The sequence below is a fragment of the Pseudomonas sp. GW821-FHT01E05 genome, assembly GCF_059422425.1.
Window position 1 is genome coordinate 17,516 of sequence record NZ_JBWKWW010000022.1, and the last position, 24,225, is coordinate 41,740.

The window sequence follows — 24,225 nt, forward strand, 5'->3', positions numbered from 1 at the left end:
CTGAAACACCGAGGTGCAGGGTTTTACGGCTGCTTCGCAGCCGGACGCAGCCTCGTTCTACTCGACAGCTGCTACGCCCTGCCAAGCATCAAGAAATGTGTAGATACCTATGCTCTTTGCGGCAGACGGTAGAGCATTCACCCACCATTCTTGCCATTACTCTCCAACTGCCCCAGTGGCACACGCTTTTCTATCGCGCTGGAGAGCACGATCGAGGTTTTGCTGAACCCGAACTGGGCGATGCGGTTGATCAGTTCTTCGAGTTCCGGCATTGAGCCGACGGCGGCCTGCATGATGACGCAGGGGTCGCCGGTGACTCGGTGGCATTCGGTCAGTTGCGGGATTTTGATCAGTTCATCGTAGGATTTCTGGCTGCCGTGGCGGCTCAGTCGTAGTTCGATGACGCACTGGATCGGCAGGCCGACCTTGGTCATGTCGACCTTTGCCTGGTAGCCGGTAATCACCCCACTGCTTTCCAGTTTTGCCACGCGCTCGGCCACAGCCGGCGCGGACAGGTTGACCTTGCGCGCCAGTTCCGCATACGAGGCCCGGCCGTTTTCCAGGAGTGCACTGAGGAGCATGCGGTCGTATTTATCCATCATTCGGCTCCTGAAATGCATAACTTTCGAAAGCACGGTTTATAGCTGTGATCTCCATGTTTTGAAAAGTGTACGGGCGCTATAAAAAGGTTTTGTAACTTAAATTCCGCCCGAGAGCTTTCTAAAATAGCGCTCCCCTATCCAGTCTTCGAGCGTTCCATGTCTGCCATCGAGCTTTCCGTGCCTGGCCCACGGCGTTTTCCGTTACAACTGGTGGGTGCCTTTTTCGCGTTGTATGTGATTTGGGGATCGACTTATCTGGTGATTCGAATCGGTGTGCAATATTGGCCACCGCTGATGCTCGGCGGGATTCGTTTTATCATCGCCGGGACCTTGATGTACGGCTTCCTGCGTTGGCGCGGAGTACCAGCGCCGACCTGGTCGCAATGGCGGGCGGCGGGGATGATCGGCATCTTGCTGCTGAGTGTGGGTAACGGCGCGGTGAGTGTTGCCGAACATATCGGTGTGGCCTCCGGGGTCGCGGCGTTGGCGGTGGCGACTGTGCCGCTGTTCACCTTGCTTTGCGGCTACTTCTGGGGCGCGCGCAACACCCGTCTGGAGTGGGCCGGGATCGTGCTCGGACTGGTCGGCATTGCCATGCTCAACCTCGGTTCCAACTTGCAGTCGAGCCCGTTGGGCGCGGTGTTGCTGGTGTCTGCGGCAGCGGCCTGGGCTTTCGGCTCGGTCTGGAGCAAACACTTGCCGCTGCCACAAGGGGCGATGGCCAGCGCTGCAGAAATGTTGGTGGGCGGCGTGGTGCTGTTGATCGGCAGCGCGCTGAGCGGTGAGCATCTGGACAGCTTGCCGCCTGTCGAGGGCTGGGTTGCTTTGGCCTATTTGATTGGCTTCGGCTCGATCATCGCCTTCAACGCCTATATGTACCTGCTGAAAAACGTCCGCCCGGCGGCTGCGACCAGCTACGCCTACGTCAACCCGGCGGTGGCAGTGCTGCTGGGGATCGTCTTTGCCGGCGAAAGCATCGGCATCGCAGAGTCCCTGGCGATGGCGGTGATCATCAGTGCTGTAGTGTTGATTGGCTTGCCGCAGTGGCGCAGGCAGAAACCGGCTTGATTTAGGGTAAACTGCGGCGCATTGCACACATGCGCTGACATTTCCCTACGGTACCCCCCATGACTTTCGCCACTCTTGGCCTGATCGAACCCTTGCTGCGCGCCCTTGAGACGCTCGGTTACCAGACCCCGACGCCGGTTCAGGTGCAAGCCATCCCTGCGGTGCTGGCCGGTCGCGACTTGATGGCCGCGGCCCAGACCGGCACCGGCAAGACCGCCGGTTTTGCCGTGCCGCTGTTGCAGTTGCTGGCCATGGAAGGGCCGAAGGTCAGCAGTAACTCAGTGCGCGCGCTGATTCTGGTGCCGACCCGCGAGCTTGCCGAACAGGTTCACGAGAGTGTTCGCCAATACGCCGAACACCTGCCGTTGAGCACCTATGCGGTGTACGGCGGTGTCAGCATCAACCCGCAGATGATGAAGCTGCGCAAGGGTGTTGACCTGTTGGTAGCGACCCCGGGCCGCTTGCTCGACCTGTATCGGCAGAACGCGCTCAAGTTCAACCAGCTGCAAACCCTGGTCCTCGATGAAGCCGACCGTATGCTCGACCTTGGATTTTCCGAAGAGCTGCGGGACATTTACAAAGCCTTACCGAAGAAACGTCAGACACTGTTGTTCTCCGCGACCTTCTCCGATGCGATCCGCCTGCTGGCCGGGCAAATGCTCAATGATCCGCTGAGCATCGAAGTCAGCCCGCGCAACGTCGCCGCCAACACCGTCAAGCAATGGGTGGTGACGGTGGACAAGAAGCGCAAGCCGGAACTGTTCAGCCACTTGTTGCGCAAAAATCGCTGGAAGCAGGTGCTGGTGTTCGCCAAGACCCGCAACGGCGTCGACCAACTGGTGGAAAAACTCCAGGGCCTGGGCGTGAATGCCGACGGTATTCATGGCGACAAACCCCAGGCTACTCGCCAGCGTGCTCTGGACCGGTTCAAGGCCAGCGAGATTCAGATTCTGGTAGCCACAGACGTGGCAGCCCGTGGTCTGGATATCGAAGACTTGCCGCTGGTGGTGAACTTCGACCTGCCGATCGTTGCTGAGGATTACATCCACCGTATCGGCCGTACCGGTCGTGCGGGTGCTACCGGCGAGGCGATTTCGCTGGTTTGCGCTGATGAAGTGAATTTGCTGTCGGCTATCGAAATGTTGACCCGTCAGACGTTGACTCGTCATGAAGAGCAGGATTTCGAACCCGAGCACCGTGTGCCGGACACCGATGCCAGCGGCCAGGTTATCAAGAAACCGAAAAAGCCGAAGAAGCCCAAAGTCTCCGGTGGCGGCAAGCGTAACCTGGGCAAGTGGGTGGACAGCGGTGAAGTGGCGGCTGAAGCACCGGCGATCAAACCTGTGCGTAAGGTGCCGGTGTTCAACACCGGACCGCGCAAGCGTAAGCCTTAAGCCCGACTGAACCCGAGATCGTTCCCACGCGTGGGAACGATCAAAAAAATCACGGTCAGGCATTTCACGACCGCTGCGCGCTCGAACGCAGGCTTCGCCAGCTGCTACAGAAGCTTTCCGCGGTGCGCTTGTAACCACTCCAGCATCCCCAACCCCGCCGCTCGGCCACTGGCAAAGCAGGCGGTGAGCAGATAGCCGCCCGTCGGCGCTTCCCAGTCGAGCATCTCCCCGGCACAAAACACGCCGGGCAGTTGCTTGAGCATCAGGCTTTCATTCATCGCTTCGAACGGCACGCCACCAGCGCTGCTGATGGCTTCGTCCAGAGGGCGGGTTTTCACCAATGTCAGGGGCAGGGCCTTTATTGCTTTGGCCAGCTGCACCGGATCAGCGAAGCATTCAGCGGGCGTTAGTTCGCGCAGCAAGGCGGCTTTCACGCCGTCGATGCCGAGTTGACTGTGCAGGTGTTTGGCCATCGAGCGTGAACCACGAGGCTTGGTCAGCGCTGTTTGAATCTTGTCGAGGGTTTTTCCCGGCAACAGGTCCAGGTGAATGGTCGCCGAGCCGCTTTGAGTGATGGCTTGGCGGATCGGTGCAGACAGGGCATAGATCAAACTGCCCTCGATGCCAGTGGCGGTAATCACGCATTCGCCCAGACGCGGCACGTCGTCATTCAGGCCAATAGCGATGTTCTTTAGCGGTGCGCCAGCGAACTTGCTGCGCATCAGGTCACTCCAGGCGGTTACTTCGAAACCGCAATTGCTGGGTTGCAGCGGTGCAAGGCTGATGCCGCGCTGTTCCAGCAGAGGTAACCAGGCGCCGTCCGACCCCAGGCGCGCCCAACTGGCACCGCCAAGGGCCAGCAGCAGGGCATCGGTTTGCAGGGCTTTTTCACCTTCCGGGCTGTCGATTCGCAGGCTGGCGTCGTTATTCCAACCGAGCCAGCGGTGACGGGTGTGGATAACTACGCCCGTGTCGCGCAGGCGTTTAAGCCAGGCACGCAGCAGGGGCGCGGCCTTCATGTCGGTTGGAAACACTCGGCCGGAACTGCCGACAAAAGTTTCGATCCCCAATTCATGAATCCATTGGCACAGCGCTTCGGCGCCGAATGCACGCAGTAGTGGGGCGATTTGTGGTGCCCGCTCGGCATAGCGCGAGAGAAACGCCGGGTAGGCTTCGGAATGCGTGATGTTCATACCACCGACGCCGGCCAGCAGAAACTTGCGACCCACGGAGGGCATGCCGTCGTACAACTCGACCTTGATTCCAGCCTGGCTCAGTACTTCGGCCGCCATCAAACCGGCAGGGCCGCCGCCGATGATGGTGACGTGACGCAGGAGGTTGGCGGAGGATTGGGTCATGGTTTGAGCTGCGGTTCGGCGGAATAAGCCGGGCATTCTATCAGCACAATCGAGGTACGCCCGCGAAGTTTTTAGCTGATTAAAAAATGCACAGTGCTCTGAAGGCTATACAGTCTGTGGCCTGTAGGTCCTTTCACTCAGGTTATCCACAGGCAGTTCCACAGGCATTGTGGGTAAAGCATCCACAACTCAGTGACAACCTGATGACTCCCAGACTCGCTGCGCGCTGTGATGAAGAATGCCATGGCGTCGCGCCAAGGCTTTACGGTCCTTGCTGTAACCACCGCCAATCACCCCGACCACCGGGATGTCCCGTCCCAGACAGTGACGCATCACGCTTTCATCACGAGCGGCGACGCCTTGGTCGGTCAGCTTGAGGTAGCCCAGAGCGTCATCTTTATGCACATCTACCCCGGCGTCATACAGCACCAGGTCCGGCTTGTAGAGCGGCAGTAGATAGCTTAACGCATCGTCGACCACGTTGAGATAGTCCGCATCGCCCATGCCCATCGGCAGCGCAATATCCCAATCGCTTTGGGCTTTACGCGCCGGAAAATTCTTTTCGCAATGCAGGGAAACGGTTACTGCGTCCGGCGTGTCTTCCAGAATGCGTGCAGTCCCGTCGCCTTGATGCACGTCGCAATCAAAAATTAATACTCGCCCCACCCGACCGCTTTCCAGCAGATAGCGGCTGATTACCGCCAGGTCATTAAAAATACAGAATCCCGCCGGATGATCGTAATGGGCGTGATGGGTGCCGCCGGCCAGATGGCAGGCCAGCCCGTGTTCCAGCGCTTGCTCGGCGGCCAGCAGCGAGCCGCCGACCGCACGCACGGTGCGTCGGGCCAGTGCTTCGCTCCAGGGCAGGCCGAGGCGCCGCTGGTCTTCGCGGGACAACTCGCCGCCCATATAGCGTTCGATATACCCAGGGTCATGAGCCAGGGCGAGAATGTCCGGCGGGCACAGTTGCGGGCGCAACAGCTCGGGATCGCGGGTCAGACCGCTGTCCACCAGGTGATCGCGCAGCAGGCGAAACTTGTCCATGGGGAAGCGATGTTCCGCCGGAAATTCGGGGCTGTAGTCTTCGTGGTAGATCAGCGGCAGGGACATGGCAGATTCATCTAGGAAGGCATGTAGGAATAAATGAAGGATCCTACCAGCGATGTAGACTTGCGGCATGGAAACGGAGGGGCATGATGGAGCCGATACTGGAACTTGAGAGCGCGCGGCTGCTGTTGCGTCAGTGGCGCGATGAGGATTTGCCGGAATTTGCGGTCATGTGTGCCGATCCTCAGGTCATGCGTTATTTTCCGGCGCCCTTGAGTCGTCTGCAAAGCGCGGCATTGATCGGGCGAATACGCGGCCATTTTGCCGAATATGGCTTCGGCCTGTGGGCGCTGGAGCGTAAGGACACCGGGGCGTTTATCGGTTTTACCGGGCTCGGCGTGGTGGGGTTCGATGCATCGTTTACCCCGGCGACCGAAATCAGCTGGCGTCTGGCCCGCGAGCATTGGGGGTTGGGGTATGCCAGCGAAGCGGCCTGGACCGCTCTGCGTTGCGGCTTTGACCGGTTGGCGCTGAAGGAAGTCGTGGCATTTACCACCGCTGCCAATCAGCTGTCGCAGAAAGTCATGCAGGCGATCGGCATGCAACACGACCCGGTGGCCGATTTCGAGCATCCGAAGCTCGGCAGCGATGATCCATTGCGCCACCATGTGCTGTACCGCATCAGCCGTGAACAATGGTTGGAAACCTTGCATGGATAAGCCTGCCCGGACGTTTACAATGTGTCCCTAGTTGGCTCGGGCCAAAAACTGAATCGACCGCTGCAGCCAAGACTGCGCGGCATTGCTCTTTGTGAGGAGAGTCTGAATGAGCCATGTACTGGATGATCTGGTCGACCTGTTGACCCTGGAACCGATCGAAGAAAACCTTTTTCGCGGTCGTAGCCAGGATCTGGGTTTCCGCCAGTTGTTCGGCGGTCAGGTACTCGGCCAATCGTTGTCGGCGGCCAGCCAGACCGTAGAAGAAGCGCGCCATGTGCATTCGATGCATGGTTATTTTCTGCGCCCTGGCGATGCCGGTTTGCCGGTGGTTTATCAGGTTGATCGAGTGCGCGATGGCGGCAGTTTCAGTACCCGTCGCGTCACGGCGATCCAGAAGGGCAATCCGATCTTCACCTGCAGCGCGTCGTTCCAGTACGACGAAGAAGGTTTCGAGCACCAGCAGCAGATGCCGCAAGTGGTCGGCCCGGAAAATCTGCCGTCGGAACTGGAGATCACCCAGCAGAGCGCGCACCTGATTCCGGAACACATGCGTGAAAAGCTGCTGTGCCCCAAGCCGATCGAAGTGCGCCCGGTGACGGAAAAAGACCCCTACAACCCGCAACCCGGCGACCCGATCAAATACGTGTGGTTTCGGGCTGACGGCACCTTGGCCGACTCGCCGGCGCTGCACAAATACCTGCTGGCTTATGCGTCGGACTTCGGTTTGCTGACCACTGCCATGCTGCCCCACGGCAAGTCGGTCTGGCAAAAGGACATGCAAGTCGCCAGCCTCGACCATGCGCTGTGGTTCCACGGCGACCTGCGCGCCGATGATTGGCTGCTGTACGCGATGGACAGTCCATGGGCCGGAAATTCTCGTGGTTTTTCCCGGGGCAGTGTGTTCAATCGTGCCGGGCAACTGGTGGCGTCGGTCACTCAGGAAGGCTTGATTCGTCACCGCAAGGATTGGGCATGAGTCTCTCCGAGGTGCGGTACTGGGTGTTCGACATGGACGGCACGCTGACAATTGCCGTGCATGACTTCGTGGCGATCCGCGAGGCGCTGGCGATTCCCGCTCAAAGCGACATTCTGACCCACCTCGCCGCGCTGCCTGCCGATGAGTGCGCGGCCAAACATGCCTGGTTGCTCGAACACGAACGGGATCTGGCGCTGGGCTCCCGGCCTGCGCCCGGCGCGGTGGAGTTGGTGCGGGAACTGGCGGGGCGCGGCTATCGTCTCGGCATCCTGACCCGCAACGCCCGTGAGCTGGCCCACGTGACCCTGGAGGCAATCGGCCTGGCGGACTGCTTCGCGGTGGAGGATGTGCTGGGCCGCGATGAAGCCCCGCCAAAACCTCATCCGGGTGGTTTGCTGAAACTGGCGCAAGCCTGGGATGTGGCGCCGAGCGAGTTGGTGATGGTCGGAGATTATCGCTTTGACCTGGACTGCGGTCGGGCGGCTGGAGCGCGGACGGTGTTGGTTAACTTGCCGGATAATCCGTGGCCGGAGTTGACGGATTGGCATGCGCAGGATTGTGTGGCGTTGCGGCAAATGTTGTCCGTTTGAGGCCCCATCGCGAGCAAGCCTCGCTCCTACAGGTTTGGTGTCGATCACAATGGTGTGTGGTTCGACATGGCCCTTGTAGGAGCAGGGGGCCGCAATAGAGGTATTACGGCTTGACCAGTCGCGCATCCAGACTGTTCTGGGCCAGGCGCTTTGCCTGGTCCTGTGTCATACCAAGATGGGTGTACAGCGCGTGGAAGTTCTCGGTGACGTAACCGCCGAAATACGCCGGATCATCCGAGTTCACCGTGACCTTGACGCCACGCTCAAGCATGTCGAGGATGTTGTGCTTTGACATGTCGTCAAACACGCAAAGCTTGGTGTTGGACAGTGGGCAGACGGTCAGCGGAATCTGCTCGTCGATAATCCGCTGCATCAGACGTTCATCTTCGATGGCGCGCACACCATGGTCGATACGCTGAATTTTCAGCAGGTCGATGGCTTCCCAGATGTACTCGGGCGGGCCTTCTTCACCGGCATGGGCGACGGTCAGGAAGCCTTCGTTGCGGGCACGATCAAACACGCGCTGGAACTTGCTCGGCGGGTGGCCCATCTCTGAACTGTCGAGGCCGACGGCGATAAACGCATCGCGGAATGGCAACGCCTGATCAAGGGTTTTCTCGGCTTCTTCTTCGCTCAAATGACGCAGGAAACTGAGGATCAGCCCGCTGGTGATGCCCAGCTGGTGCTCGCCATCTTTCAGCGCGCTGGCGATACCGTTGAGCACCACTTCGAACGGCACACCACGGTCGGTGTGGGTTTGCGGGTCGAAGAACGGTTCGGTGTGAATCACGTTCTGCGCCTTGCAGCGCAACAGGTAAGCCCAGGTCAGGTCATAGAAGTCCTGAGACGTGCGCAGTACATCAGCACCCTGGTAATAGAGGTCGAGAAACTCTTGCAGGTTGTTGAAGGCGTAAGCCTTGCGCAGGGTTTCGACGTCGTCCCACGGCAGGGCGATCTTGTTGCGTTCGGCCAGGGCGAACAGCAGCTCAGGCTCCAGCGAGCCCTCCAGGTGCAGGTGCAGTTCTGCCTTGGGCAGGGCGTTCAGCCAGTCGTACATTATCGAATTCTCATCAGGTGCAATGGTGGCATTCTACAGGTCGACGCTCAAATATATGGCAAAACCTGACCAATCGGTTCATCACACAGCTTTCCGTTCTCGCCGATAAGCGTAGGTGTCGGCAAAGCGCGACAGCAGGAATTCGGCGCAGGTGGTGGTCGGGTATTTCGCCGGGTTTTGACTGTCCTGGCAACCGGGCAGGCATTCGATGCGCGTGTCAGGATGCGGTTCGGCAAAGAACGGCATGGAATAGCGATCAACTCCCCAAGGGCTGATGACCCGGTGCGGCGTCGAGAGATAACGGTCGTTGCTCCAGCGCGCCATCATGTCGCCGAGGTTGACCACGAAAGTACCCTCGATCGGCGGGGCATCGATCCATTCGCCGTGGATGTTGCGTACCTGCAAGCCACCGGCGGCATCCTGATAGAGCACAGTGATGCAGCCGTAATCGGTGTGGGCGCCTGCGCCCTGTTGCGCTTCGCAACTGGCGGTGTGACGCGGCGGGTAGTGAATCATCCGCAACACGCTGACCGGCTCGACGAAACGCTGATCGAAGAAGTCGCGCTCGATCCCCAGCGCCAGGGCCATGGCCCGTAGCAAGGTTTGGGCGAGGCCTTGCATATCGATGTAGTGCTGTTCCATCAGGCTTTCCCAGCCCGGCAGGTCGGGATGCCGATTGGGGCCGCGCAAGGGTTTCTCCGCCAGCACTTGCGGGTGATCGGCCGGCAGGTGCAAACCCATGTCGAAGGTTTCTTTCAGGTCTCTGGGTTTGTTCGGGTCGAGTTGCTCGGTGGCGATGGCGCCATAGCCGCGATGGTGGCGGGTCTGGGTGATATCGATCTTGAGCTTCTCAACGACCGGCAAGGCGAAGAACTGTTTGGCGCAATCGAGCAATTGGCCGATGCGTGTCGCGGTGATCGGGTGGCCCTTGATATAGAAGAAGCCCCATTCACGGCAGGCGCTGTCGATCTGGTCGGCGACCTCTTGCCAAGCGGTTTGCTCATCGCTGTAGAGCGGGCCGATGTCTATGATCGGAAGTTGGTTCATGTTGCGGTCCTGAAGAGCACCGAAGATCCATTGTGGGAGCAGCCGGTCGACGCTCCCACAGGGGAGGTGTGTTTGGTTTGAGGGATTACTTCGGCATATCCGCCTTCATGCCTTCGACGTAATAGTTCATCGACGCCAGCTCGGCATTGCTGGCAGTCACACCTGCCGCCAGTTTCTCTACGCCGGCCTGATCCTTGATCGGCCCGGTGAAGGGGTGAAATTCACCGCTCTTGATTTGGCTGATGATCTGCTCGGCTTCAGCCTTCACCTCGGCCGGCACCACATCACTGATTGGTAGTTCAACCGTGCCTTCTTTCAAACCGCCCCAATAGTCCTGGGATTTCCAGCGATGGTCGATCACGCTTTGGGTCGCCTGAACATAGTGTGGCCCCCAGTTGTTGACGATGGAGGTCAGCACCGCTTTGGGCCCGAAGTGCGCCATGTCCGAGGCATAGCCCACCGCATACACGCCACGACGCTCGGCCGCCTGAATCGGTGCCGGGCTGTCGGTGTGCTGGAACACGACGTCCACGCCCTGATCGATCAGGGCGTTGGCGGCGTCAGCCTCTTTGCCCGGATCGAACCAGGAGTTGACCCACACCACTTTGATCTCGGTGCCCGGGTTGTATTTGTTCAGAGCCAGTTGGATGGCGTTGATGTCGCGGATGACCTCCGGAATCGGGAAGGAGGCGACGTAGCCGATTTTTTTGCTCTTGGTCATTTTTGCCGCGAGGAAGCCGCCGACATACCGTCCCTCGTAAGTGCGCGCCAGGTAGGTGCCGAGGTTCTTGTCCTGCTTGTAGCCGGTGGCATGTTCGAAGGTCACGTTGGGAAATTGTCTGGCGACCTTCAGTGTCGGGTTCATGTAGCCGAAGGATGTGGTGAAAATCATGTCGTACTTGTCCTTGGCCATATTGCGGATCACTCGCTCGGCATCCGCGCCTTCGGCCACGTTCTCGACGAAGTTGGTGGTGACCTGATCGCCGAATTTTTCCACTAACGCCTTACGGCCTTGTTCATGCTGATAAGTCCAGCCATGGTCACCAATCGGACCGATATAGACGAAGCCGACTTTCAACGGATCAGTCGCACTGGCAGCCAGGCTGGCGCTCAGGCCAATGGCCGCTGCAACGGCGCACAGCAGCTTCTTCAACGGACGTGCATGCATGAATTCGAACTCCATTTTGTTGTGAGGGTTGGCTGGGCTCAAAGGCTTGAGCAGCTCAATGCAAATAGCTGACCAACAAGACAACAAAATGCCGGATGACGCATTCCTGTGGGAGCGGGCTGACCGGTGAAGGGGAGTGTATGAACACAGCAAGAACCAAGGCAGTGCACCCCTGCAAGCTCATGCCTGCCACTGGTGCGCCAGGGCTTTGAAAGCATCGCGGGCAAGCCTTGCTCCTACGGATCGCATGTACCCGTAGGAGCGAGGCTTGCCCGCGATAAGATTGATCAAACGCCGCTAATCAACTGCCTGGCCGCCTGACTGTGGTCGGCAATCAACCCCTTCAAATCAAGCCCTTCAACCTGCCCATCGATCACCCGCCATTTACCGCCAATCATCACCCGATCCGCCCTGTCCGCGCCGCACAGCAATAGCGCCGACAGCGGGTCATGGCTGCCGGAGAAGCGCAGCTCATCGAGTTTGAACAACGCCAGATCCGCCTGCCTGCCCACCGCCAGTTCACCGATATCGGTGCGCCCGAGCAGTTGCGCCGAACCGCGTGTGGCCCAGCCGAGCACTAACTCGGGGGTGATCTTTTCCGCGCCGTAGCGCAGGCGTTGCAGGTACAACGCCTGGCGGGTCTCGAGGATCATGTTCGATGCATCGTTTGAGGCCGAGCCATCCACACCCAAACCCAGCGGCGCACCTGCTGCGATCAAGTCCAGCGTCGGGCAAATGCCTGAAGCCAGGCGCATATTGGAGCTAGGGCAATGGCAGATGCCGGTACCGGCCGCGCCCAGACGGGCGATTTCATCAGGGTTGAAATGAATGCCATGGGCCAGCCAGGTGCGCGGTCCGAGCCAGCCGACGCTGTCCAGATAATCCACGGTGCGCAGGCCGAAGCGTTGCAGGCAGAAGTCTTCTTCGTCGAGGGTTTCGGCAAGGTGAGTGTGCAGACGCACGTCGAGTGTATTGGCCAGTTCCGCGCTGGCCGACATGATTTGCGGCGTGACGGAAAATGGCGAGCAGGGTGCCAGAGCAATCTGGATTTGCGCGCCGTCGCCGCGTTCGTGGTACTCGGCAATCAGCCGCTGGCTATCGGCGAGAATCACTTCACCCTGCTGCACAGTCTGTTGCGGCGGCAACCCGCCGTCGGCTTCACCCAGGCTCATCGAGCCACGGGTAAGCATCGCGCGCATGCCCAGTTCGCGAACGCTCTGGACTTGCACATCAATGGCATTTTCCAGACCTTCGGGAAACAGGTAATGGTGATCGGCCGCCGTTGTACAGCCAGACAGCAGCAACTCGGCCAAAGCGACTTTTGTCGCCAGCGCCAACTTTTCCGGGGTCAGGCGAGCCCAGACCGGATAGAGGGTTTTCAACCAGGGGAACAACGGCTGATTGACCACCGGCGCCCAGGCGCGGGTCAGGGTTTGATAGAAGTGGTGATGGGTGTTGATCAGCCCGGGAAGGATCACATGCTCGCGAGCATCGAAGACTTGTCCACAGGCAGTGGTCGGTTGTTGCCCTATACCGAGCACTTCGACGATCAAACCGTCTTGCAGCACCAGGCCGCCACGGGCATCGAGCGCGTTGGCAGTGAAAATGGCCAAGGGGGTTTTTAACCAGATACGGGTCGCAGGCATTGGCCGGCTCCTCTGAAAAATGGGTTCAGGTTCGCCAGCTCAGTGTTGCCCTGTCTGCTGATCCAGGGTCGCCGGGGAGGGCGAAGTGCAGAGTTTACTCACATATTTGGTCGGCTACATAGGGCCGCTGATCTACCGATGAATTACCAGGGAATTGTCTCGCCTCTGTAGTTCACAAAATGATGCCCGCCTTTACCCGCGTAAGTATTCACCTGCTCGATCAACCCACGGGTGCTGGTCTCGACATCGATGTCCGCACCTTCACCGCCCATATCGGTTTTCACCCAGCCCGGATGCAACGACAGTACAGTCATTTTCTGCTCGCCCAACTGAGTGACGAAGCTGTTGGTCATGGAGTTCAACGCGGCTTTGCTGGCCTTGTACAGCGCCAGTTCCGGCGCGTCGGGCATGGTCACGCTGCCGAGCACCGAACTCATGAACGCCAGCACACCGCTGTCCGGGCGAATCTGGCCGATGAAGCGCTGAGCCAGATTGATCGGGGCCACGGCGTTGGTGAAGAACAACTGTCCAACCTCGGCGAGGGTTGCATTACCTGGAGTCTGATCATCCGGTCCTTTGACGCCGGCGTTGACGAACAGCAAGTCGAACACCTGGCCCTTCAGCCGTTGGCTCAGGGCGATGACGGCTTGCTGATCATCCATGTCCAGTTGCTCGATCCGGACGTTACCCAATGCCTGCAAGGCCTCGGCTTTCTGCAGATTGCGCACGGTGGCGGTGACTTGCCAGCCGTCGGCCAGCAAGCGTTGTACCAGACCGAGGCCCAAACCACGGGAGGCGCCGATGATTAATGCGTTTTTTGCAGCGTTCATAAACGGGTTCCTTTGGAAAAGAGGATCACGGTCTTAATGGGCAACTCTGCCTGAGCCGTAGTTGTAACTCCTGGCGTAGCTCACCGAGTTCGGCGATGCGGGTTTCGATCAGGCTCAGTTTGTCTTGCAGCAACCGGGTCACGGCGCTGTCAGGGTCTTTGGCCTGCCACAGCGAGGCCACACTACTACCGATTTCGCCGAGGCTGAAGCCCAGGCGTTGGGCGGTCTTGATGTAGAGCACCAGTTGCACCATCTCGGCCGGATAGTCGCGGTAACCGTTGGCGCTGCGTTGGGCGGCGATCAATCCCCGTTGCTCGTAAAAGCGCAGGGTGTCGCGGCTGACGGCGCTGGCCTGGGCTAATTCACCGATACGCATCTTGAAGACTCTTTGAGGTTTGACCCTGGAGCATACTCCAGGCTTTAGCCTGCGTGCTCCCTGAATAAATGGAGACGCCTCAATGTGGACTGCAAGCCAATACCGTCAACTGGTTCGTGCGAGCGGCTGGTACGACTTGCTCGTGACCGTCGCTTTCGTCACCCCCTGGAGTTTTATGGCGCTACACGGGTTGATGCTGAGTCTTTCCCGGACATTCAATCTATCTGGTGAACTGCCGCCGTTCGAACCGATGCACATGCTGATGGCCAATCTGTTGGGCTCGATCGTTTGCGTCTGGTCGGTGTTACGGATTTGTGATCCGCAGCAAGCGTTCGGCCGCTATGACGCAGCCGGACGGTTTTTGTTCGCAACGTGGCAGATCTATGCCCTGGCCCACGGCGCCAGCTCATTGCTGGCGGTTTTCCTGTTCTTCGAACTGGCGTGGGGCGTTGCACAGTTGTTGCCGGTCAAGCATCTCGCAGATGACCGAAGCCCCCGTAGCAGCCTGCGTTCGGCTACGAAGTAGTCGTAAAGGCCATAACGCGATTCTGGACGAAATTCGAGTCGTCAGGATTACGACCGCTTCGCGGCCGAACGCAGGCTTCGCCAGCTGCTACGAAGAGCCTGCTGTTCCAGGCAGAACCTAATGCCCCGCCTGCCACGGCTGCCCTAACGAAACCGGTGCGTACAAGCGTGTTCGCAGCGCGTTCCGCGACAGCAGCACCAACACCAGAATGGTCGCGGCATAGGGCAGCATCGCCAGCAGGTTCGAAGGGATCGCCAGCCCCAAGCCTTGGGCAACCAGGTGCAAGATGCTGGCGAGCCCGAACAGGTAAGCGCCCAGCAGCAAACGCCATACGCGCCAACTGGCAAACACCACTAGCGCCAGGGCAATCCAGCCACGGCCGGCGCTCATGTTCTCCGCCCACATCGGTGTATAGGCCAGTGACAGATAGGCACCGGCCAACCCGGCCATGGCGCCACCGAACAGCACCGCCAGTGTGCGCACACCAAGCACCGGCAATCCCATGGCGCTGGCAGCGTCCGGATTTTCCCCGACGGCCTGAACGATCAGGCCTACGCGGCTTTTCAGAATCGCCCAAGCCACCAGCGCAAACAGCGCGAATGACAGATAGACCAACAGATCCTGAGCAAACAGCATCCGCCCGATCAGCGGGATCTCGCTCAGAAAAGGAATCGCCACTGGCTCGAAACCCGCCAGCGGCTTGCCAACCCAGGCCGCACCGACAAAGCTCGAAAGGCCGACGCCAAAGATAGTCAGCGCCAGCCCGGTCGCCACCTGATTGGCGTTGAACACCAGCGCCACCAAGGCAAACAGCGTCGACAGCAACATACCGGCGAGCACCGCCAGCAACACGCCGAGCCAGAGGTTACCGGTGCTCAAGGCGACGATAAAACCGATCACCGCGCCGAACAGCATCATGCCTTCCTGACCGAGGTTGAGGACGCCGCTTTTTTCGCAGATCAGTTCACCCAAGGCCACCAACAGCAGCGGCGTGCCGCAGCGGACCATGGCGTAGAAAATATTACTCAGCAGATCGATATCCATCACAGGGCTCCAACGCGTTCAGAGGTGGTCGAGGAGTGCCGTGCCCAGCGCAGGTTAAGGCGCGGGCGGTAGAGAATCAGCACATCACTGGCGAGCAGAAAAAACAGCATCATGCCCTGGAACAATTGGGTGACCGCCTGCGGCAGGTTAAGGCTCATCTGCGCGCTCTCGCCGCCGATGTACAGCAGCGCCATCAGCAGGCTGGAGAACAAAATGCCGATGGGATTCAGTCGGCCAAGAAATGCCACAGTGATCGCCGCGTAGCCATAACCGGGCGATACCTGCGGCACCAGTTGTCCGATCGGCCCGGTGACTTCGCAAACGCCAGCCAGCCCCGCCAATCCACCGCTGATCAACAGCGCGAGCCAGATCAGCCGCTTCTCGCGAAAACCAACGAAACCGGCGGCGCGCTTGTCCAGGCCGAGCACCTTGATTTGAAAACCGACAAAACTCTTGTGCAGCAGCACCCAAACGGCAACCAGCGCCAGCAGGGCGAAATACACCCCGGCATGCACTCGGCCGTCCTCCAGCAATAGTGGTAAACGGCTGGCCTCGCCGAACATTGCCGATTCCGGGAAGTTGAAGCCGGCCGGGTCCTTCAGCGGCCCGTGGACGCAGAACAGCAGCAGGTTCAGGGCGATGTAATTGAGCATGATGCTGGTGAGGATTTCATTGGCGTTGAACCGCGTGCGCAGCCATGCCGTCAACCCGGCCCAGGCAGCACCGGCCAGCGTGCCGATCATCAGGATTGACACCAGCGCCCAGCGACTTTGCACATTGATGATATTCACTGCCAGTGCACTGCCGGCCAGAGCGCCGAGCAGCAACTGACCTTCGGCGCCGATGTTCCAGATCCGCGCTTGATACGCCACCGCCAGACCCAACGCACACAGCAGAATCGGCAAGGCTTTGACCAACAGCTCAGAGACGCCATACAGGTCACTGATCGGCGCAATCAACAAGGTGTGCAAGGTCATCAAAGGGTCGTGACCGAGGGCAATAAACAGCAGCGAGCCACAAGCCAGGGTCAACGTTGCGGCAAGTAGCGGCGAGCACCACAGCATCAGGCGCGATTGCTGGCCACGGGGTTCGAGAGAAAGCAGCATGTGAAACTCCGTTAAACCGGCAAAGGCGTGGATTGGTGAGACGTGTCGAACTGCCCCGCCATCCAGCCACCGACTGCGATCAGGCTGGTTTGCGCGGTCGGTTTGAGCGTCGACAGTCGACCGCTGCATAGCGCCGCCAGTCGATCGCTGATCTGGAACAATTCGTCGAGGTCTTCGCTGATCACCAGGATCGCGGCACCCGCATCGCGCAGGGCAATCAACGCGCGATGGATCACCGCCGCGGCACCCACATCCACGCCCCAGGTCGGGTGCGCCGCGATCAGCAGTTTCGGTTGTTGAAGGATTTCCCGGCCGAGAATGAATTTCTGCAAATTGCCGCCGGACAGGCTGCGAGCACAGGTTTCAGTATTCGGTGTCTTGACCCCGAAGCAGCGGATGATCTCTTCGGCCAATGCCTGGACTTTGCCACGCTGAATCAGGCCATTGCTGACCAGCCCTTGCTGAAAAGCGGTCAGCAAGGCGTTGTCTGCCAGACTCAATTGCGGCACTGCCCCGTGGCCGAGGCGTTCTGCCGGCACAAATGCCAGGCCGAGGCGGCGTCTTGCATCGGGGCGTAAATGAGCGACCGGTTGCCCGGTGAAACTGATGGTCGCGGCGTCATTACGTGCAAGGCATTCTTCGCCGCTGAGCAGGGCCAGCAATTCGTCCTGACCATTCCCGGCGACACCGGCGATCCCAACGATTTCGCCGCTGCGCACTTCAAGGTGGATATCCCTCAGTGAGCAGCCGAACGGATCCGGGTTATGCCAGGACAGCTTTTGTATCTGCAAGAAAGTTTCGCGGCCGCCGACCTTCGGATAATCAGCGATCAACCCCGCCGCATCACCCACCATCAAACGAGCCAGTTGCTGATCCGTGCACTCGGCTGGAACGCAATGTCCGGCCACTCGACCACCGCGCAGCACCGTGGCCTTATGACACAGCGCCCGAACCTCGCCGAGCTTGTGGCTGATAAACAGAATGCTGCAGCCCTCGACGGCCAATCGACGCAGGGTGACGAACAACTCGTCCGCCTCTTGCGGAGTCAGGACCGAGGTCGGCTCATCGAGAATCAGCAGGCGAATGTCCTGCATCAGGCAACGAATGATCTCCACCCGCTGACGCTCGCCAATCGACAAACTGTGCACCAGCCGTTCTGGCTCCAGCGCCATGCCATAACGTTGCGAGACTTCACGAATGCGCGGCTCCAGTTGCGTGGGTGTGCCTGCCGCAGCGCCCATGGCCAGGGCAATGTTCTGCGCCACGCTCAGGGTTTCAAACAGCGAGAAATGCTGGAACACCATGCCAATCCCCAGACTGCGCGCCTGGGCCGGGTTGCGCATGGTCAAGTGTTGTCCTTGCCAGATCATCTCGCCCGAGTCGGCATGGGTCACGCCGTAGATAATTTTCATCAGGGTGCTTTTCCCGGCGCCGTTTTCACCGAGCAGGGCGTGGATCTCACCGGGTTGAATACTCAGGTCGATACCGTCATTGGCCAGGCAGCCGGGATAGCGTTTGCTGATTCTGCGCAATTGCAGACGCGGTGTTTGATCAGGGATCGGCACGGGATTTGGCATGACAGGCTCGGGACAATTGAAGTTGTGCCTGTGGATAAAGCAATTTCCTGGCCATTGAGTCAGGAAAACCCGGTGTCGTCGTTGTTCTGCCTGCTCCGCAGCCTCTCGCGCAATATACTGATCCCTGCTCCGGCACCACTTCAGGGCAAGCCTGTCGATAAGGCCCCGGTTTCGCCCGTATCGAACTGGTTAAAAAATGAGCAGCCGACGGAGAGCGTTGCTGCCTATGCGACTGAGCCAGCCTTGCACGGGTTATCCACAGATTGCTCCACAGTATTTGTGCGCAAGCCAAAAGCCCAGGCATAAGCACTGAAAGGCTTTCTTCTAAAGGCGATAAACCGCTCTAACTGATTGTTTTTCAGTGGGATTAATCCCGAAGAAGGGCGATTGGACGAAAAATGAACAATGGCCGCAAAGCCACGTTGCAAAAGGGGTTGCGGGGAATGTGCTCAGGTTATCCACAGTCGGGTGCACAGCAGATGTGGGCAAGTCGTGGAAACACTTGGATTAAGTCTTGCCCCAAAAGATCGCAGCCTTTTACCGCTGCAACAGAATGCGTCCGCGACTCAGATCGGCCAGTTGCGTTTGCAGGGTCTGGATCTGTGATTCACCTACGGCCAGGTGCAACTCCACGCCATTGGCGGTGAAGGTTTCTTCCAGCATCAGGCCCCCGAGTTCGGCCACCCGTAGTTTGACCAGCGCCAATTCGCCGAAGCCGCAGGCGCAATGCAACGGCACCCGGCTGATCAGCGCAATTCGTTCAGCGGTTTGCAAGCACTTGTTGGCACTGCCGCCATAGGCCCGAGCGAGTCCGCCGGTACCTAACTGGATGCCGCCGTACCAGCGAATCACCACTACCGCTACTTGATCACAATCCTGCGCTTCGATGGCCGCCAGAATCGGCCGTCCGGCAGTGCCGCCCGGTTCGCCATCGTCGCTGCTGCGGTATTGATCGGCGAGCTTCCAGGCCCAGCAATTGTGCGAGGCATTCAAGTCGCTGTGCTGCTCGATGAACGCCTGAGCATCAACGGCGCTGCTGATCGGCGCAGCGAGGGCGATGAAGCGGCTTTTGCGAATTTCTTCGCGGTATTCGCAAAGGCCGGCGAGGGTAAAAGGCATGTGCGAGGATCTTTTAAAGGGTTGGCTTGAGGCCGCAGCCCTTGAGAATGATACGGATCAGGTTGTTACCAGCGTCTTCCATGTCCTGCCTGGTCAGCTTGGTGCGGCCTGTCACGCGACAAATCTGTGTGGCGAAGTCGGCGTAATGCTGGGTGCTGCCCCACAACAGAAAGATCAGGTTTACCGGGTCGACCGGGTCCATCTTGCCAGCGTCGATCCAGGCCTGAAATACACCTGCACGGCCCTGGAACCAGACGCGATAGTCCTGGCTGAAATGCTCGCTCAGGCATTCCCCGCCGCTGATGATCTCCATGGCGAAGATCCGTGAGGCTTGCGGTTGGCGGCGGGAAAACTCCATCTTGGCGCGGATGTAGCGCGTCAGCGCTTCGGCCGGATCGTCTTCGGCGGTTAATGTGTTGAAGGTGCTGTCCCACAACTCGATGATGTTGCTCAGCACCGCCACATAGAGCCCGAGCTTGTTGGTGAAGTAGTAATGCAGGTTAGCCTTGGGCAGTCCGGCATTCTGCGCAATGGTGTTCATGCTGGTGCCTTTGAACCCGTGACGAGCGAACTCGTCTTCGGCGGCCTTGATGATTGCGTCTTCGTTTTTTTGGCGAATTCGGCTGGCAGGTTTGCCGGTGTGGGCTGGGACTTCAAGGGTCATGGACGTTTCCGAGCAGTTCTGTGGGTGCAACCAATGCGTTGATAGCGCACCCACAAGAATCAGACAAGCCTTGTCACCATAAAAGCCTCGAAGCCGTTCGGTTTTACCGCGTGGCCGCCAGGCTTTCCAAGAAACTTTCCAATACCAAATGAGGGCGACGTCCCTTGCGGGTGACCGAAGCCAGGCTCAGGTCATAGAAGCGCGCCTTGGGTTTCAAAGCGCGCAGTCGGCCTTGCTGCACCCAGAGGCTGGCGTAATGGTCCGGCAGGTATCCGATATAGCGTCCGGTCAAAATCAGAAACGCCATGCCTTCCCGATCCGACGCGCTGGCGGTGCAATTGAGTGCCTGATAATGCGCCTGGATCTCGGACGGCAAACGGAAGGTCGGTGCGATGGCGTCCTGACTGTTGAGCCGCTGGTCATCCAGTTGTTTGTCATCGACATAAAACAGCGGATGCCCGACCGCGCAGTAGAGCAGCGAACGCTCGCTGTACAGCGGCTGGTATTCCAGGCCCGAGAGTGCGCTGGCCTGAGGCACCACACCGACATGTAAACGGCCGTCGAGTACACCTTGCTCCACTTCGTTGGGGGCGATCATGCGGATTTGAATCTGCACGTCCGGGCCCCGCTCCTTCAACTGCGCCAAAGCATGGGTGATGCGCATGTGGGGGAGGGTGACCAGGTTGTCGGTCAGGCCGATGGTCAGCTCACCGCGCAGATGTTGGTGCAGGCCGTTGACCTCGGTGCGAAAGCTTTCCAGCGCACTGAGTAGTTGCAAGGCCGACTGATAGACCTCGCGTCCTTCCTCGGTCAGAGAAAACCCTGCGCGACCGCGTTGGCACAGACGCAGGCCGAGGCGTTGTTCAAGGTCGCTCATCTGCTGGCTGATGGCTGAGCGGCCGATCCCCAGCACGGTTTCCGCTGCGGAGAAGCCGCCGCATTCGACGACGCTGCGAAATATGCGCAGCAGACGGATATCAAAGTCACTGACTTGCGCCAGCGGATCGGGGCGACGACTGCTCATAGTTTAGTGCTGGCCTGACTGAACGTTAGAAAAGTTGGATTTCACCGACTTTATCCCCGTGGCAATTTAGCTGCAAGAACGCTTTTGATCCCTACGCCGCTTATTGCCCTGCGAGGTTTTGCTCATGAACTTGCCTGAAAACGCTCCGGTCTCCCTGGCCAGCCAACTCAAGCTCGATGCTCACTGGATGCCTTACACCGCCAACCGCAACTTCCAGCGCGACCCGCGACTGATTGTTGCCGCAGAAGGTAGCTACCTGATCGACGACAAGGGCCGCAAGGTCTATGACTCGTTGTCCGGTCTGTGGACCTGTGGTGCGGGGCATACCCGCAAGGAAATCCAGGAAGCTGTTGCAAAGCAGTTGGGCACCCTCGATTACTCGCCGGGCTTTCAGTACGGTCACCCACTGTCTTTCCAGCTGGCAGAGAAAATCACCGAGCTGACCCCAGGTAACCTGAATCACGTGTTCTTCACCGATTCCGGCTCCGAGTGTGCTGACACCGCGGTGAAGATGGTGCGTGCCTACTGGCGTCTGAAAGGTCAGGCGACCAAGACCAAAATGATCGGTCGTGCCCGTGGCTACCACGGCGTGAACATCGCCGGCACCAGTCTGGGCGGCGTCAACGGCAACCGCAAAATGTTCGGTCAGGCAATGATGGATGTCGACCATCTGCCGCACACCTTGCTGGCGAGCAATGCCTATTCCCGTGGAATGCCGGAGCAGGGCGGTATTGCCCTGGCCGATGAGCTGCTCAAGCTGATCGAGTTGCACGATGCCTCGAACATCGCCGCCGTGTTCGTCGAGCCGCTGGCCGGTTCCGCTGGTGTGCTGGTTCCGCCTCAGGGTTACCTCAAGCGCCTGCGCGAAATCTGTGATCAACACAACATCCTGCTGGTCTTCGACGAAGTGATTACTGGCTTTGGTCGTACCGGCTCGATGTTCGGTGCTGACAGCTTTGGCGTGACCCCGGACCTGATGTGCATCGCCAAGCAAGTCACCAACGGCGCAATCCCTATGGGCGCGGTGATTGCCAGTTCCGAGATTTATCAGACCTTCATGAATCAACCGACGCCGGAATACGCGGTGGAATTCCCCCACGGCTACACCTACTCGGCGCACCCGGTGGCTTGCGCGGCTGGTTTGGCTGCACTGGATCTGCTGCACAAGGAAAACCTGGTGCAGAGCGTGGCTGAAGTCGCGCCGCATTTCGAGAATGCCTTGCACGGTTTGAAGGGTTCGAAGAACGTTATCGACATTCGTAACTATGGCCTGGCAGGCGCGATTCAGATCGCCCCGCGAGACGGCGACGCCATCGTGCGTCCGTTCGAAGCCGGTATGGCGCTATGGAAAGCTGGTTTCTACGTGCGCTTCGGCGGCGACACCTTACAGTTCGGCCCAACCTTCAACAGCAAGCCGCAGGATCTTGATCGCCTGTTCGACGCGGTCGGCGAAGTGCTGAACAAAGTCGACTGATCCAGCCTGTAGGAGCCGAGCTTGCTCGCGATGGGCCTCAAGGACGCCATCGCCGGCAAGCCGTGCTCCTACAAAAAGCCATCTTTATTTAGCAGGTGCCCCATGTCGGGCGCCTGTGGACAACTTTCCAGGAGCCCCGCATGAGTCTTATCCAGCATTTGATCAACGGCGAACTGGTGACCGACAACGGTCGCAGCGCTGATGTGTTCAACCCGTCCACCGGCCAGCCGATTCACAAGGTTCCTCTGGCAAGTCGCGAAACAGTGCAAAAAGCCATCGACACGGCCAAGGCTGCTTTTCCTGCATGGCGCAACACACCGCCGGCCAAGCGTGCTCAGGTGATGTTCCGCTTCAAACAACTGCTCGAGCAGAACGAAGCGCGTATCGCTCAGTTGATCAGCGAAGAGCACGGCAAGACCCTGGAAGACGCCGCTGGCGAACTGAAGCGCGGTATCGAGAACGTCGAATACGCCTGCTCGGCTCCGGAAATCCTCAAGGGCGAGTACAGCCGTAACGTCGGCCCGAACATCGATGCCTGGTCCGACTTCCAGCCGTTGGGCGTGGTTGCCGGCATCACGCCGTTCAACTTCCCGGCCATGGTTCCGCTGTGGATGTATCCATTGGCGATCGTGTGCGGAAACTGCTTCATCCTCAAGCCTTCCGAGCGTGATCCGAGTTCAACGCTGCTGATCGCCCAGCTGCTGCAAGAAGCCGGCTTGCCGAAAGGTGTGTTGAGCGTGGTGCACGGCGACAAAGGTGCGGTGGATGCGTTGATCGAAGCGCCAGAGGTTAAAGCGCTTAGCTTTGTCGGATCGACTCCGATTGCTGAATACATCTATGCCGAAGCCACCAAGCGCGGCAAACGTGTGCAAGCATTGGGCGGGGCGAAGAACCATGCGGTGCTGATGCCGGATGCAGACCTGGACAACGCAGTCAGTGCCTTGATGGGCGCGGCCTATGGTTCTTGCGGTGAGCGTTGCATGGCGATCTCGGTGGCCGTGTGTGTCGGCGATCAGGTGGCGGATGCATTGGTCGCCAAGTTGGTGCCGCAAATCAAGGCGCTGAAAATCGGTGCCGGCACTTCTTGTGGTCTGGACATGGGCCCACTGGTGACCGGTCAGCATCGCGACAAAGTCAGTGGCTATATAGAAGACGGGGTTTCTTCCGGCGCTGAGTTGGTGGTCGATGGTCGTGGTCTGAGCGTAACGGGCCACGAAGAGGGCTTCTTCCTCGGCGGCTGCCTGTTCGATCGCGTCACTCCAGAGATGCGTATCTATAAAGAAGAGATCTTCGGCCCGGTGCTGTGCATCGTGCGAGTGAACAGCCTTGAAGAGGCGATGCAACTGATCAACGATCACGAGTACGGCAACGGCACCTGCATCTTTACCCGTGACGGTGAAGCGGCCCGGTTGTTCTGCGACGAGATTGAAGTGGGGATGGTGGGCGTCAACGTACCGCTGCCGGTTCCAGTGGCGTACCACAGCTTTGGCGGCTGGAAGCGATCGTTGTTCGGTGACCTGCATGCTTATGGCCCGGATGGTGTGCGCTTCTATACCCGCCGTAAGGCAATTACCCAGCGCTGGCCGCAACGTGCCAGTCACGAAGCTTCGCAGTTCGCTTTCCCTAGCTTATAAGTAGAAGAGTAAAACGGCCGGCTCCCTTATTTGAAAAAAGGTACCGGCCTTTTGCTTTTCAGGGTCTTTTTGACTCATATGACAGAATTGTGAAAATAGAGGTTGACGGCAGAATCTGGAAGCCTATAATTCGCCCCACTTCCGGCGCAGTCGAAACGGAAAACTCCTTGGTAAACAAA

24 protein-coding genes are annotated in these 24,225 nt (G+C 59.1%); 9 read left to right on the top strand and 15 right to left on the bottom strand.

Features of this window, described 5'->3' with window-relative positions:
- Positions 1–137: 137 nt before the first annotated feature.
- On the bottom strand, positions 138–599 hold the full coding sequence (locus tag AC07W5_RS29175) for an Lrp/AsnC family transcriptional regulator (protein WP_495024835.1): 462 nt from the start codon (positions 597–599) through the stop codon (positions 138–140).
- A 180-nt stretch (positions 600–779) separates the two neighbouring features.
- Between AC07W5_RS29175 and yedA the strand changes: the two genes are divergently transcribed.
- Together yedA and rhlE1 are read left to right on the top strand one after the other, a co-directional pair.
- Complete coding sequence (gene yedA, locus AC07W5_RS29180; RefSeq protein WP_494995087.1) at positions 780–1,670, top strand: drug/metabolite exporter YedA; 891 nt, start codon at positions 780–782, stop codon at positions 1,668–1,670.
- A 59-nt stretch (positions 1,671–1,729) separates the two neighbouring features.
- A complete protein-coding gene (gene rhlE1 / locus AC07W5_RS29185) occupies positions 1,730–3,064 on the top strand; it encodes an RNA helicase RhlE1 (RefSeq protein WP_494995060.1) in 1,335 nt (444 codons plus the stop codon).
- A gap of 104 nt (positions 3,065–3,168) precedes the next feature.
- Here the strand turns inward: rhlE1 and AC07W5_RS29190 are convergent, their stop codons facing one another.
- Both AC07W5_RS29190 and AC07W5_RS29195 read right to left on the bottom strand, forming a co-directional pair.
- Positions 3,169–4,422, bottom strand: a complete 1,254-nt coding sequence (locus AC07W5_RS29190) for a TIGR03862 family flavoprotein (RefSeq protein WP_495024836.1) — start codon at positions 4,420–4,422, stop codon at positions 3,169–3,171.
- Between the two features lie 189 nt (positions 4,423–4,611).
- Positions 4,612–5,532, bottom strand: a complete 921-nt coding sequence (locus AC07W5_RS29195; RefSeq protein WP_494995062.1) for a histone deacetylase family protein — start codon at positions 5,530–5,532, stop codon at positions 4,612–4,614.
- Between the two features lie 86 nt (positions 5,533–5,618).
- On the opposite strand from AC07W5_RS29195, the gene AC07W5_RS29200 reads away from it, so the two are divergent.
- The 3 genes from AC07W5_RS29200 to AC07W5_RS29210 all read left to right on the top strand — a co-directional run bounded on the left by AC07W5_RS29200 (position 5,619) and on the right by AC07W5_RS29210 (position 7,754).
- On the top strand, positions 5,619–6,188 hold the full coding sequence (locus AC07W5_RS29200; RefSeq protein ID WP_495024844.1) for a GNAT family N-acetyltransferase: 570 nt from the start codon (positions 5,619–5,621) through the stop codon (positions 6,186–6,188).
- Between the two features lie 106 nt (positions 6,189–6,294).
- A complete protein-coding gene (gene tesB, locus AC07W5_RS29205) occupies positions 6,295–7,164 on the top strand; it encodes an acyl-CoA thioesterase II (RefSeq protein WP_494995064.1) in 870 nt (289 codons plus the stop codon).
- Positions 7,161–7,754 (top strand): HAD family hydrolase, encoded by a 594-nt coding sequence (locus AC07W5_RS29210; RefSeq protein WP_494995065.1) that lies wholly within the window; start codon positions 7,161–7,163, stop codon positions 7,752–7,754. Before tesB ends, AC07W5_RS29210 begins: the two co-directional genes overlap by 4 nt.
- Positions 7,755–7,857: 103 nt before the next feature.
- Here AC07W5_RS29210 and AC07W5_RS29215 read toward each other — a convergent pair whose 3' ends face one another.
- The 6 genes from AC07W5_RS29215 to AC07W5_RS29240 all read right to left on the bottom strand — a co-directional run bounded on the left by AC07W5_RS29215 (position 7,858) and on the right by AC07W5_RS29240 (position 13,878).
- The gene (locus AC07W5_RS29215) at positions 7,858–8,811 is read right to left on the bottom strand and encodes an adenosine deaminase (RefSeq protein ID WP_494995066.1); all 954 of its coding nucleotides are present in this window, start codon (positions 8,809–8,811) and stop codon (positions 7,858–7,860) included.
- Positions 8,812–8,892: 81 nt separating this feature from the next.
- Positions 8,893–9,858, bottom strand: a complete 966-nt coding sequence (locus AC07W5_RS29220) for a 2-oxoglutarate and iron-dependent oxygenase domain-containing protein (RefSeq protein WP_495024837.1) — start codon at positions 9,856–9,858, stop codon at positions 8,893–8,895.
- A gap of 85 nt (positions 9,859–9,943) precedes the next feature.
- The gene (locus tag AC07W5_RS29225; RefSeq protein ID WP_495024838.1) at positions 9,944–11,026 is read right to left on the bottom strand and encodes a BMP family ABC transporter substrate-binding protein; all 1,083 of its coding nucleotides are present in this window, start codon (positions 11,024–11,026) and stop codon (positions 9,944–9,946) included.
- A gap of 287 nt (positions 11,027–11,313) precedes the next feature.
- Positions 11,314–12,672, bottom strand: a complete 1,359-nt coding sequence (locus AC07W5_RS29230) for an 8-oxoguanine deaminase (RefSeq protein ID WP_495024839.1) — start codon at positions 12,670–12,672, stop codon at positions 11,314–11,316.
- A 143-nt stretch (positions 12,673–12,815) separates the two neighbouring features.
- Positions 12,816–13,502, bottom strand: a complete 687-nt coding sequence (locus AC07W5_RS29235) for an SDR family oxidoreductase (protein ID WP_494995070.1) — start codon at positions 13,500–13,502, stop codon at positions 12,816–12,818.
- A gap of 25 nt (positions 13,503–13,527) precedes the next feature.
- The gene (locus tag AC07W5_RS29240) at positions 13,528–13,878 is read right to left on the bottom strand and encodes a MerR family transcriptional regulator (RefSeq protein WP_495013478.1); all 351 of its coding nucleotides are present in this window, start codon (positions 13,876–13,878) and stop codon (positions 13,528–13,530) included.
- A gap of 82 nt (positions 13,879–13,960) precedes the next feature.
- On the opposite strand from AC07W5_RS29240, the gene AC07W5_RS29245 reads away from it, so the two are divergent.
- Entirely contained in the window at positions 13,961–14,404 is a 444-nt protein-coding gene (locus tag AC07W5_RS29245) for a hypothetical protein (protein WP_495024840.1), read from the top strand.
- A gap of 117 nt (positions 14,405–14,521) precedes the next feature.
- Here the strand turns inward: AC07W5_RS29245 and AC07W5_RS29250 are convergent, their stop codons facing one another.
- The 3 genes from AC07W5_RS29250 to AC07W5_RS29260 are packed head-to-tail and all read right to left on the bottom strand — an operon-like array spanning position 14,522 to position 18,131.
- A complete protein-coding gene (locus tag AC07W5_RS29250; RefSeq protein ID WP_494995073.1) occupies positions 14,522–15,448 on the bottom strand; it encodes an ABC transporter permease in 927 nt (308 codons plus the stop codon).
- Positions 15,448–16,554, bottom strand: coding sequence for an ABC transporter permease (locus tag AC07W5_RS29255; RefSeq protein ID WP_495024841.1), 1,107 nt, complete (start codon positions 16,552–16,554; stop codon positions 15,448–15,450). Before AC07W5_RS29255 ends, AC07W5_RS29250 begins: the two co-directional genes overlap by 1 nt.
- Before the next feature lie 11 nt (positions 16,555–16,565).
- Positions 16,566–18,131, bottom strand: a complete 1,566-nt coding sequence (locus tag AC07W5_RS29260; RefSeq protein WP_495024842.1) for an ABC transporter ATP-binding protein — start codon at positions 18,129–18,131, stop codon at positions 16,566–16,568.
- A 30-nt stretch (positions 18,132–18,161) separates the two neighbouring features.
- Between AC07W5_RS29260 and AC07W5_RS29265 the strand changes: the two genes are divergently transcribed.
- Positions 18,162–18,437, top strand: a complete 276-nt coding sequence (locus AC07W5_RS29265; protein WP_494995076.1) for a hypothetical protein — start codon at positions 18,162–18,164, stop codon at positions 18,435–18,437.
- 231 nt (positions 18,438–18,668) lie between these two features.
- Here the strand turns inward: AC07W5_RS29265 and AC07W5_RS29270 are convergent, their stop codons facing one another.
- The 3 genes from AC07W5_RS29270 to AC07W5_RS29280 all read right to left on the bottom strand — a co-directional run bounded on the left by AC07W5_RS29270 (position 18,669) and on the right by AC07W5_RS29280 (position 20,938).
- Positions 18,669–19,250 (bottom strand): IMPACT family protein, encoded by a 582-nt coding sequence (locus AC07W5_RS29270; RefSeq protein ID WP_495024843.1) that lies wholly within the window; start codon positions 19,248–19,250, stop codon positions 18,669–18,671.
- Positions 19,251–19,263: 13 nt separating this feature from the next.
- Complete coding sequence (locus tag AC07W5_RS29275; protein WP_494995078.1) at positions 19,264–19,914, bottom strand: TetR/AcrR family transcriptional regulator; 651 nt, start codon at positions 19,912–19,914, stop codon at positions 19,264–19,266.
- A 103-nt stretch (positions 19,915–20,017) separates the two neighbouring features.
- The gene (locus AC07W5_RS29280) at positions 20,018–20,938 is read right to left on the bottom strand and encodes a LysR family transcriptional regulator (protein ID WP_494995079.1); all 921 of its coding nucleotides are present in this window, start codon (positions 20,936–20,938) and stop codon (positions 20,018–20,020) included.
- Positions 20,939–21,062: 124 nt separating this feature from the next.
- On the opposite strand from AC07W5_RS29280, the gene aptA reads away from it, so the two are divergent.
- A complete protein-coding gene (gene aptA / locus AC07W5_RS29285) occupies positions 21,063–22,412 on the top strand; it encodes an omega-aminotransferase AptA (protein WP_494995080.1) in 1,350 nt (449 codons plus the stop codon).
- A gap of 140 nt (positions 22,413–22,552) precedes the next feature.
- Positions 22,553–24,046, top strand: a complete 1,494-nt coding sequence (locus tag AC07W5_RS29290) for a CoA-acylating methylmalonate-semialdehyde dehydrogenase (RefSeq protein ID WP_494995081.1) — start codon at positions 22,553–22,555, stop codon at positions 24,044–24,046.
- The last annotated feature ends 179 nt before the right edge of the window (positions 24,047–24,225 follow it).

Excerpts from the sequence above, each read along its gene's own strand:
- AC07W5_RS29175 (WP_495024835.1), bottom strand. The coding sequence starts at position 599 with ATGGATAAATACGACCGCATGCTCCTCAGTGCACTCCTGGAAAACGGC.
- rhlE1 (WP_494995060.1), top strand. The coding sequence starts at position 1,730 with ATGACTTTCGCCACTCTTGGCCTGATCGAACCCTTGCTGCGCGCCCTT.
- AC07W5_RS29190 (WP_495024836.1), bottom strand. The coding sequence starts at position 4,422 with ATGACCCAATCCTCCGCCAACCTCCTGCGTCACGTCACCATCATCGGC.
- AC07W5_RS29195 (WP_494995062.1), bottom strand. The coding sequence starts at position 5,532 with ATGTCCCTGCCGCTGATCTACCACGAAGACTACAGCCCCGAATTTCCG.
- AC07W5_RS29200 (WP_495024844.1), top strand. The coding sequence starts at position 5,619 with ATGGAGCCGATACTGGAACTTGAGAGCGCGCGGCTGCTGTTGCGTCAG.
- tesB (WP_494995064.1), top strand. The coding sequence starts at position 6,295 with ATGAGCCATGTACTGGATGATCTGGTCGACCTGTTGACCCTGGAACCG.
- AC07W5_RS29210 (WP_494995065.1), top strand. The coding sequence starts at position 7,161 with ATGAGTCTCTCCGAGGTGCGGTACTGGGTGTTCGACATGGACGGCACG.
- AC07W5_RS29215 (WP_494995066.1), bottom strand. The coding sequence starts at position 8,811 with ATGTACGACTGGCTGAACGCCCTGCCCAAGGCAGAACTGCACCTGCAC.
- AC07W5_RS29220 (WP_495024837.1), bottom strand. The coding sequence starts at position 9,858 with ATGAACCAACTTCCGATCATAGACATCGGCCCGCTCTACAGCGATGAG.
- AC07W5_RS29225 (WP_495024838.1), bottom strand. The coding sequence starts at position 11,026 with ATGCATGCACGTCCGTTGAAGAAGCTGCTGTGCGCCGTTGCAGCGGCC.
- AC07W5_RS29230 (WP_495024839.1), bottom strand. The coding sequence starts at position 12,672 with ATGCCTGCGACCCGTATCTGGTTAAAAACCCCCTTGGCCATTTTCACT.
- AC07W5_RS29235 (WP_494995070.1), bottom strand. The coding sequence starts at position 13,502 with ATGAACGCTGCAAAAAACGCATTAATCATCGGCGCCTCCCGTGGTTTG.
- AC07W5_RS29240 (WP_495013478.1), bottom strand. The coding sequence starts at position 13,878 with ATGCGTATCGGTGAATTAGCCCAGGCCAGCGCCGTCAGCCGCGACACC.
- AC07W5_RS29245 (WP_495024840.1), top strand. The coding sequence starts at position 13,961 with ATGTGGACTGCAAGCCAATACCGTCAACTGGTTCGTGCGAGCGGCTGG.
- AC07W5_RS29250 (WP_494995073.1), bottom strand. The coding sequence starts at position 15,448 with ATGGATATCGATCTGCTGAGTAATATTTTCTACGCCATGGTCCGCTGC.
- AC07W5_RS29255 (WP_495024841.1), bottom strand. The coding sequence starts at position 16,554 with ATGCTGCTTTCTCTCGAACCCCGTGGCCAGCAATCGCGCCTGATGCTG.
- AC07W5_RS29260 (WP_495024842.1), bottom strand. The coding sequence starts at position 18,131 with ATGCCAAATCCCGTGCCGATCCCTGATCAAACACCGCGTCTGCAATTG.
- AC07W5_RS29270 (WP_495024843.1), bottom strand. The coding sequence starts at position 19,250 with ATGCCTTTTACCCTCGCCGGCCTTTGCGAATACCGCGAAGAAATTCGC.
- AC07W5_RS29275 (WP_494995078.1), bottom strand. The coding sequence starts at position 19,914 with ATGACCCTTGAAGTCCCAGCCCACACCGGCAAACCTGCCAGCCGAATT.
- AC07W5_RS29280 (WP_494995079.1), bottom strand. The coding sequence starts at position 20,938 with ATGAGCAGTCGTCGCCCCGATCCGCTGGCGCAAGTCAGTGACTTTGAT.
- aptA (WP_494995080.1), top strand. The coding sequence starts at position 21,063 with ATGAACTTGCCTGAAAACGCTCCGGTCTCCCTGGCCAGCCAACTCAAG.
- AC07W5_RS29290 (WP_494995081.1), top strand. The coding sequence starts at position 22,553 with ATGAGTCTTATCCAGCATTTGATCAACGGCGAACTGGTGACCGACAAC.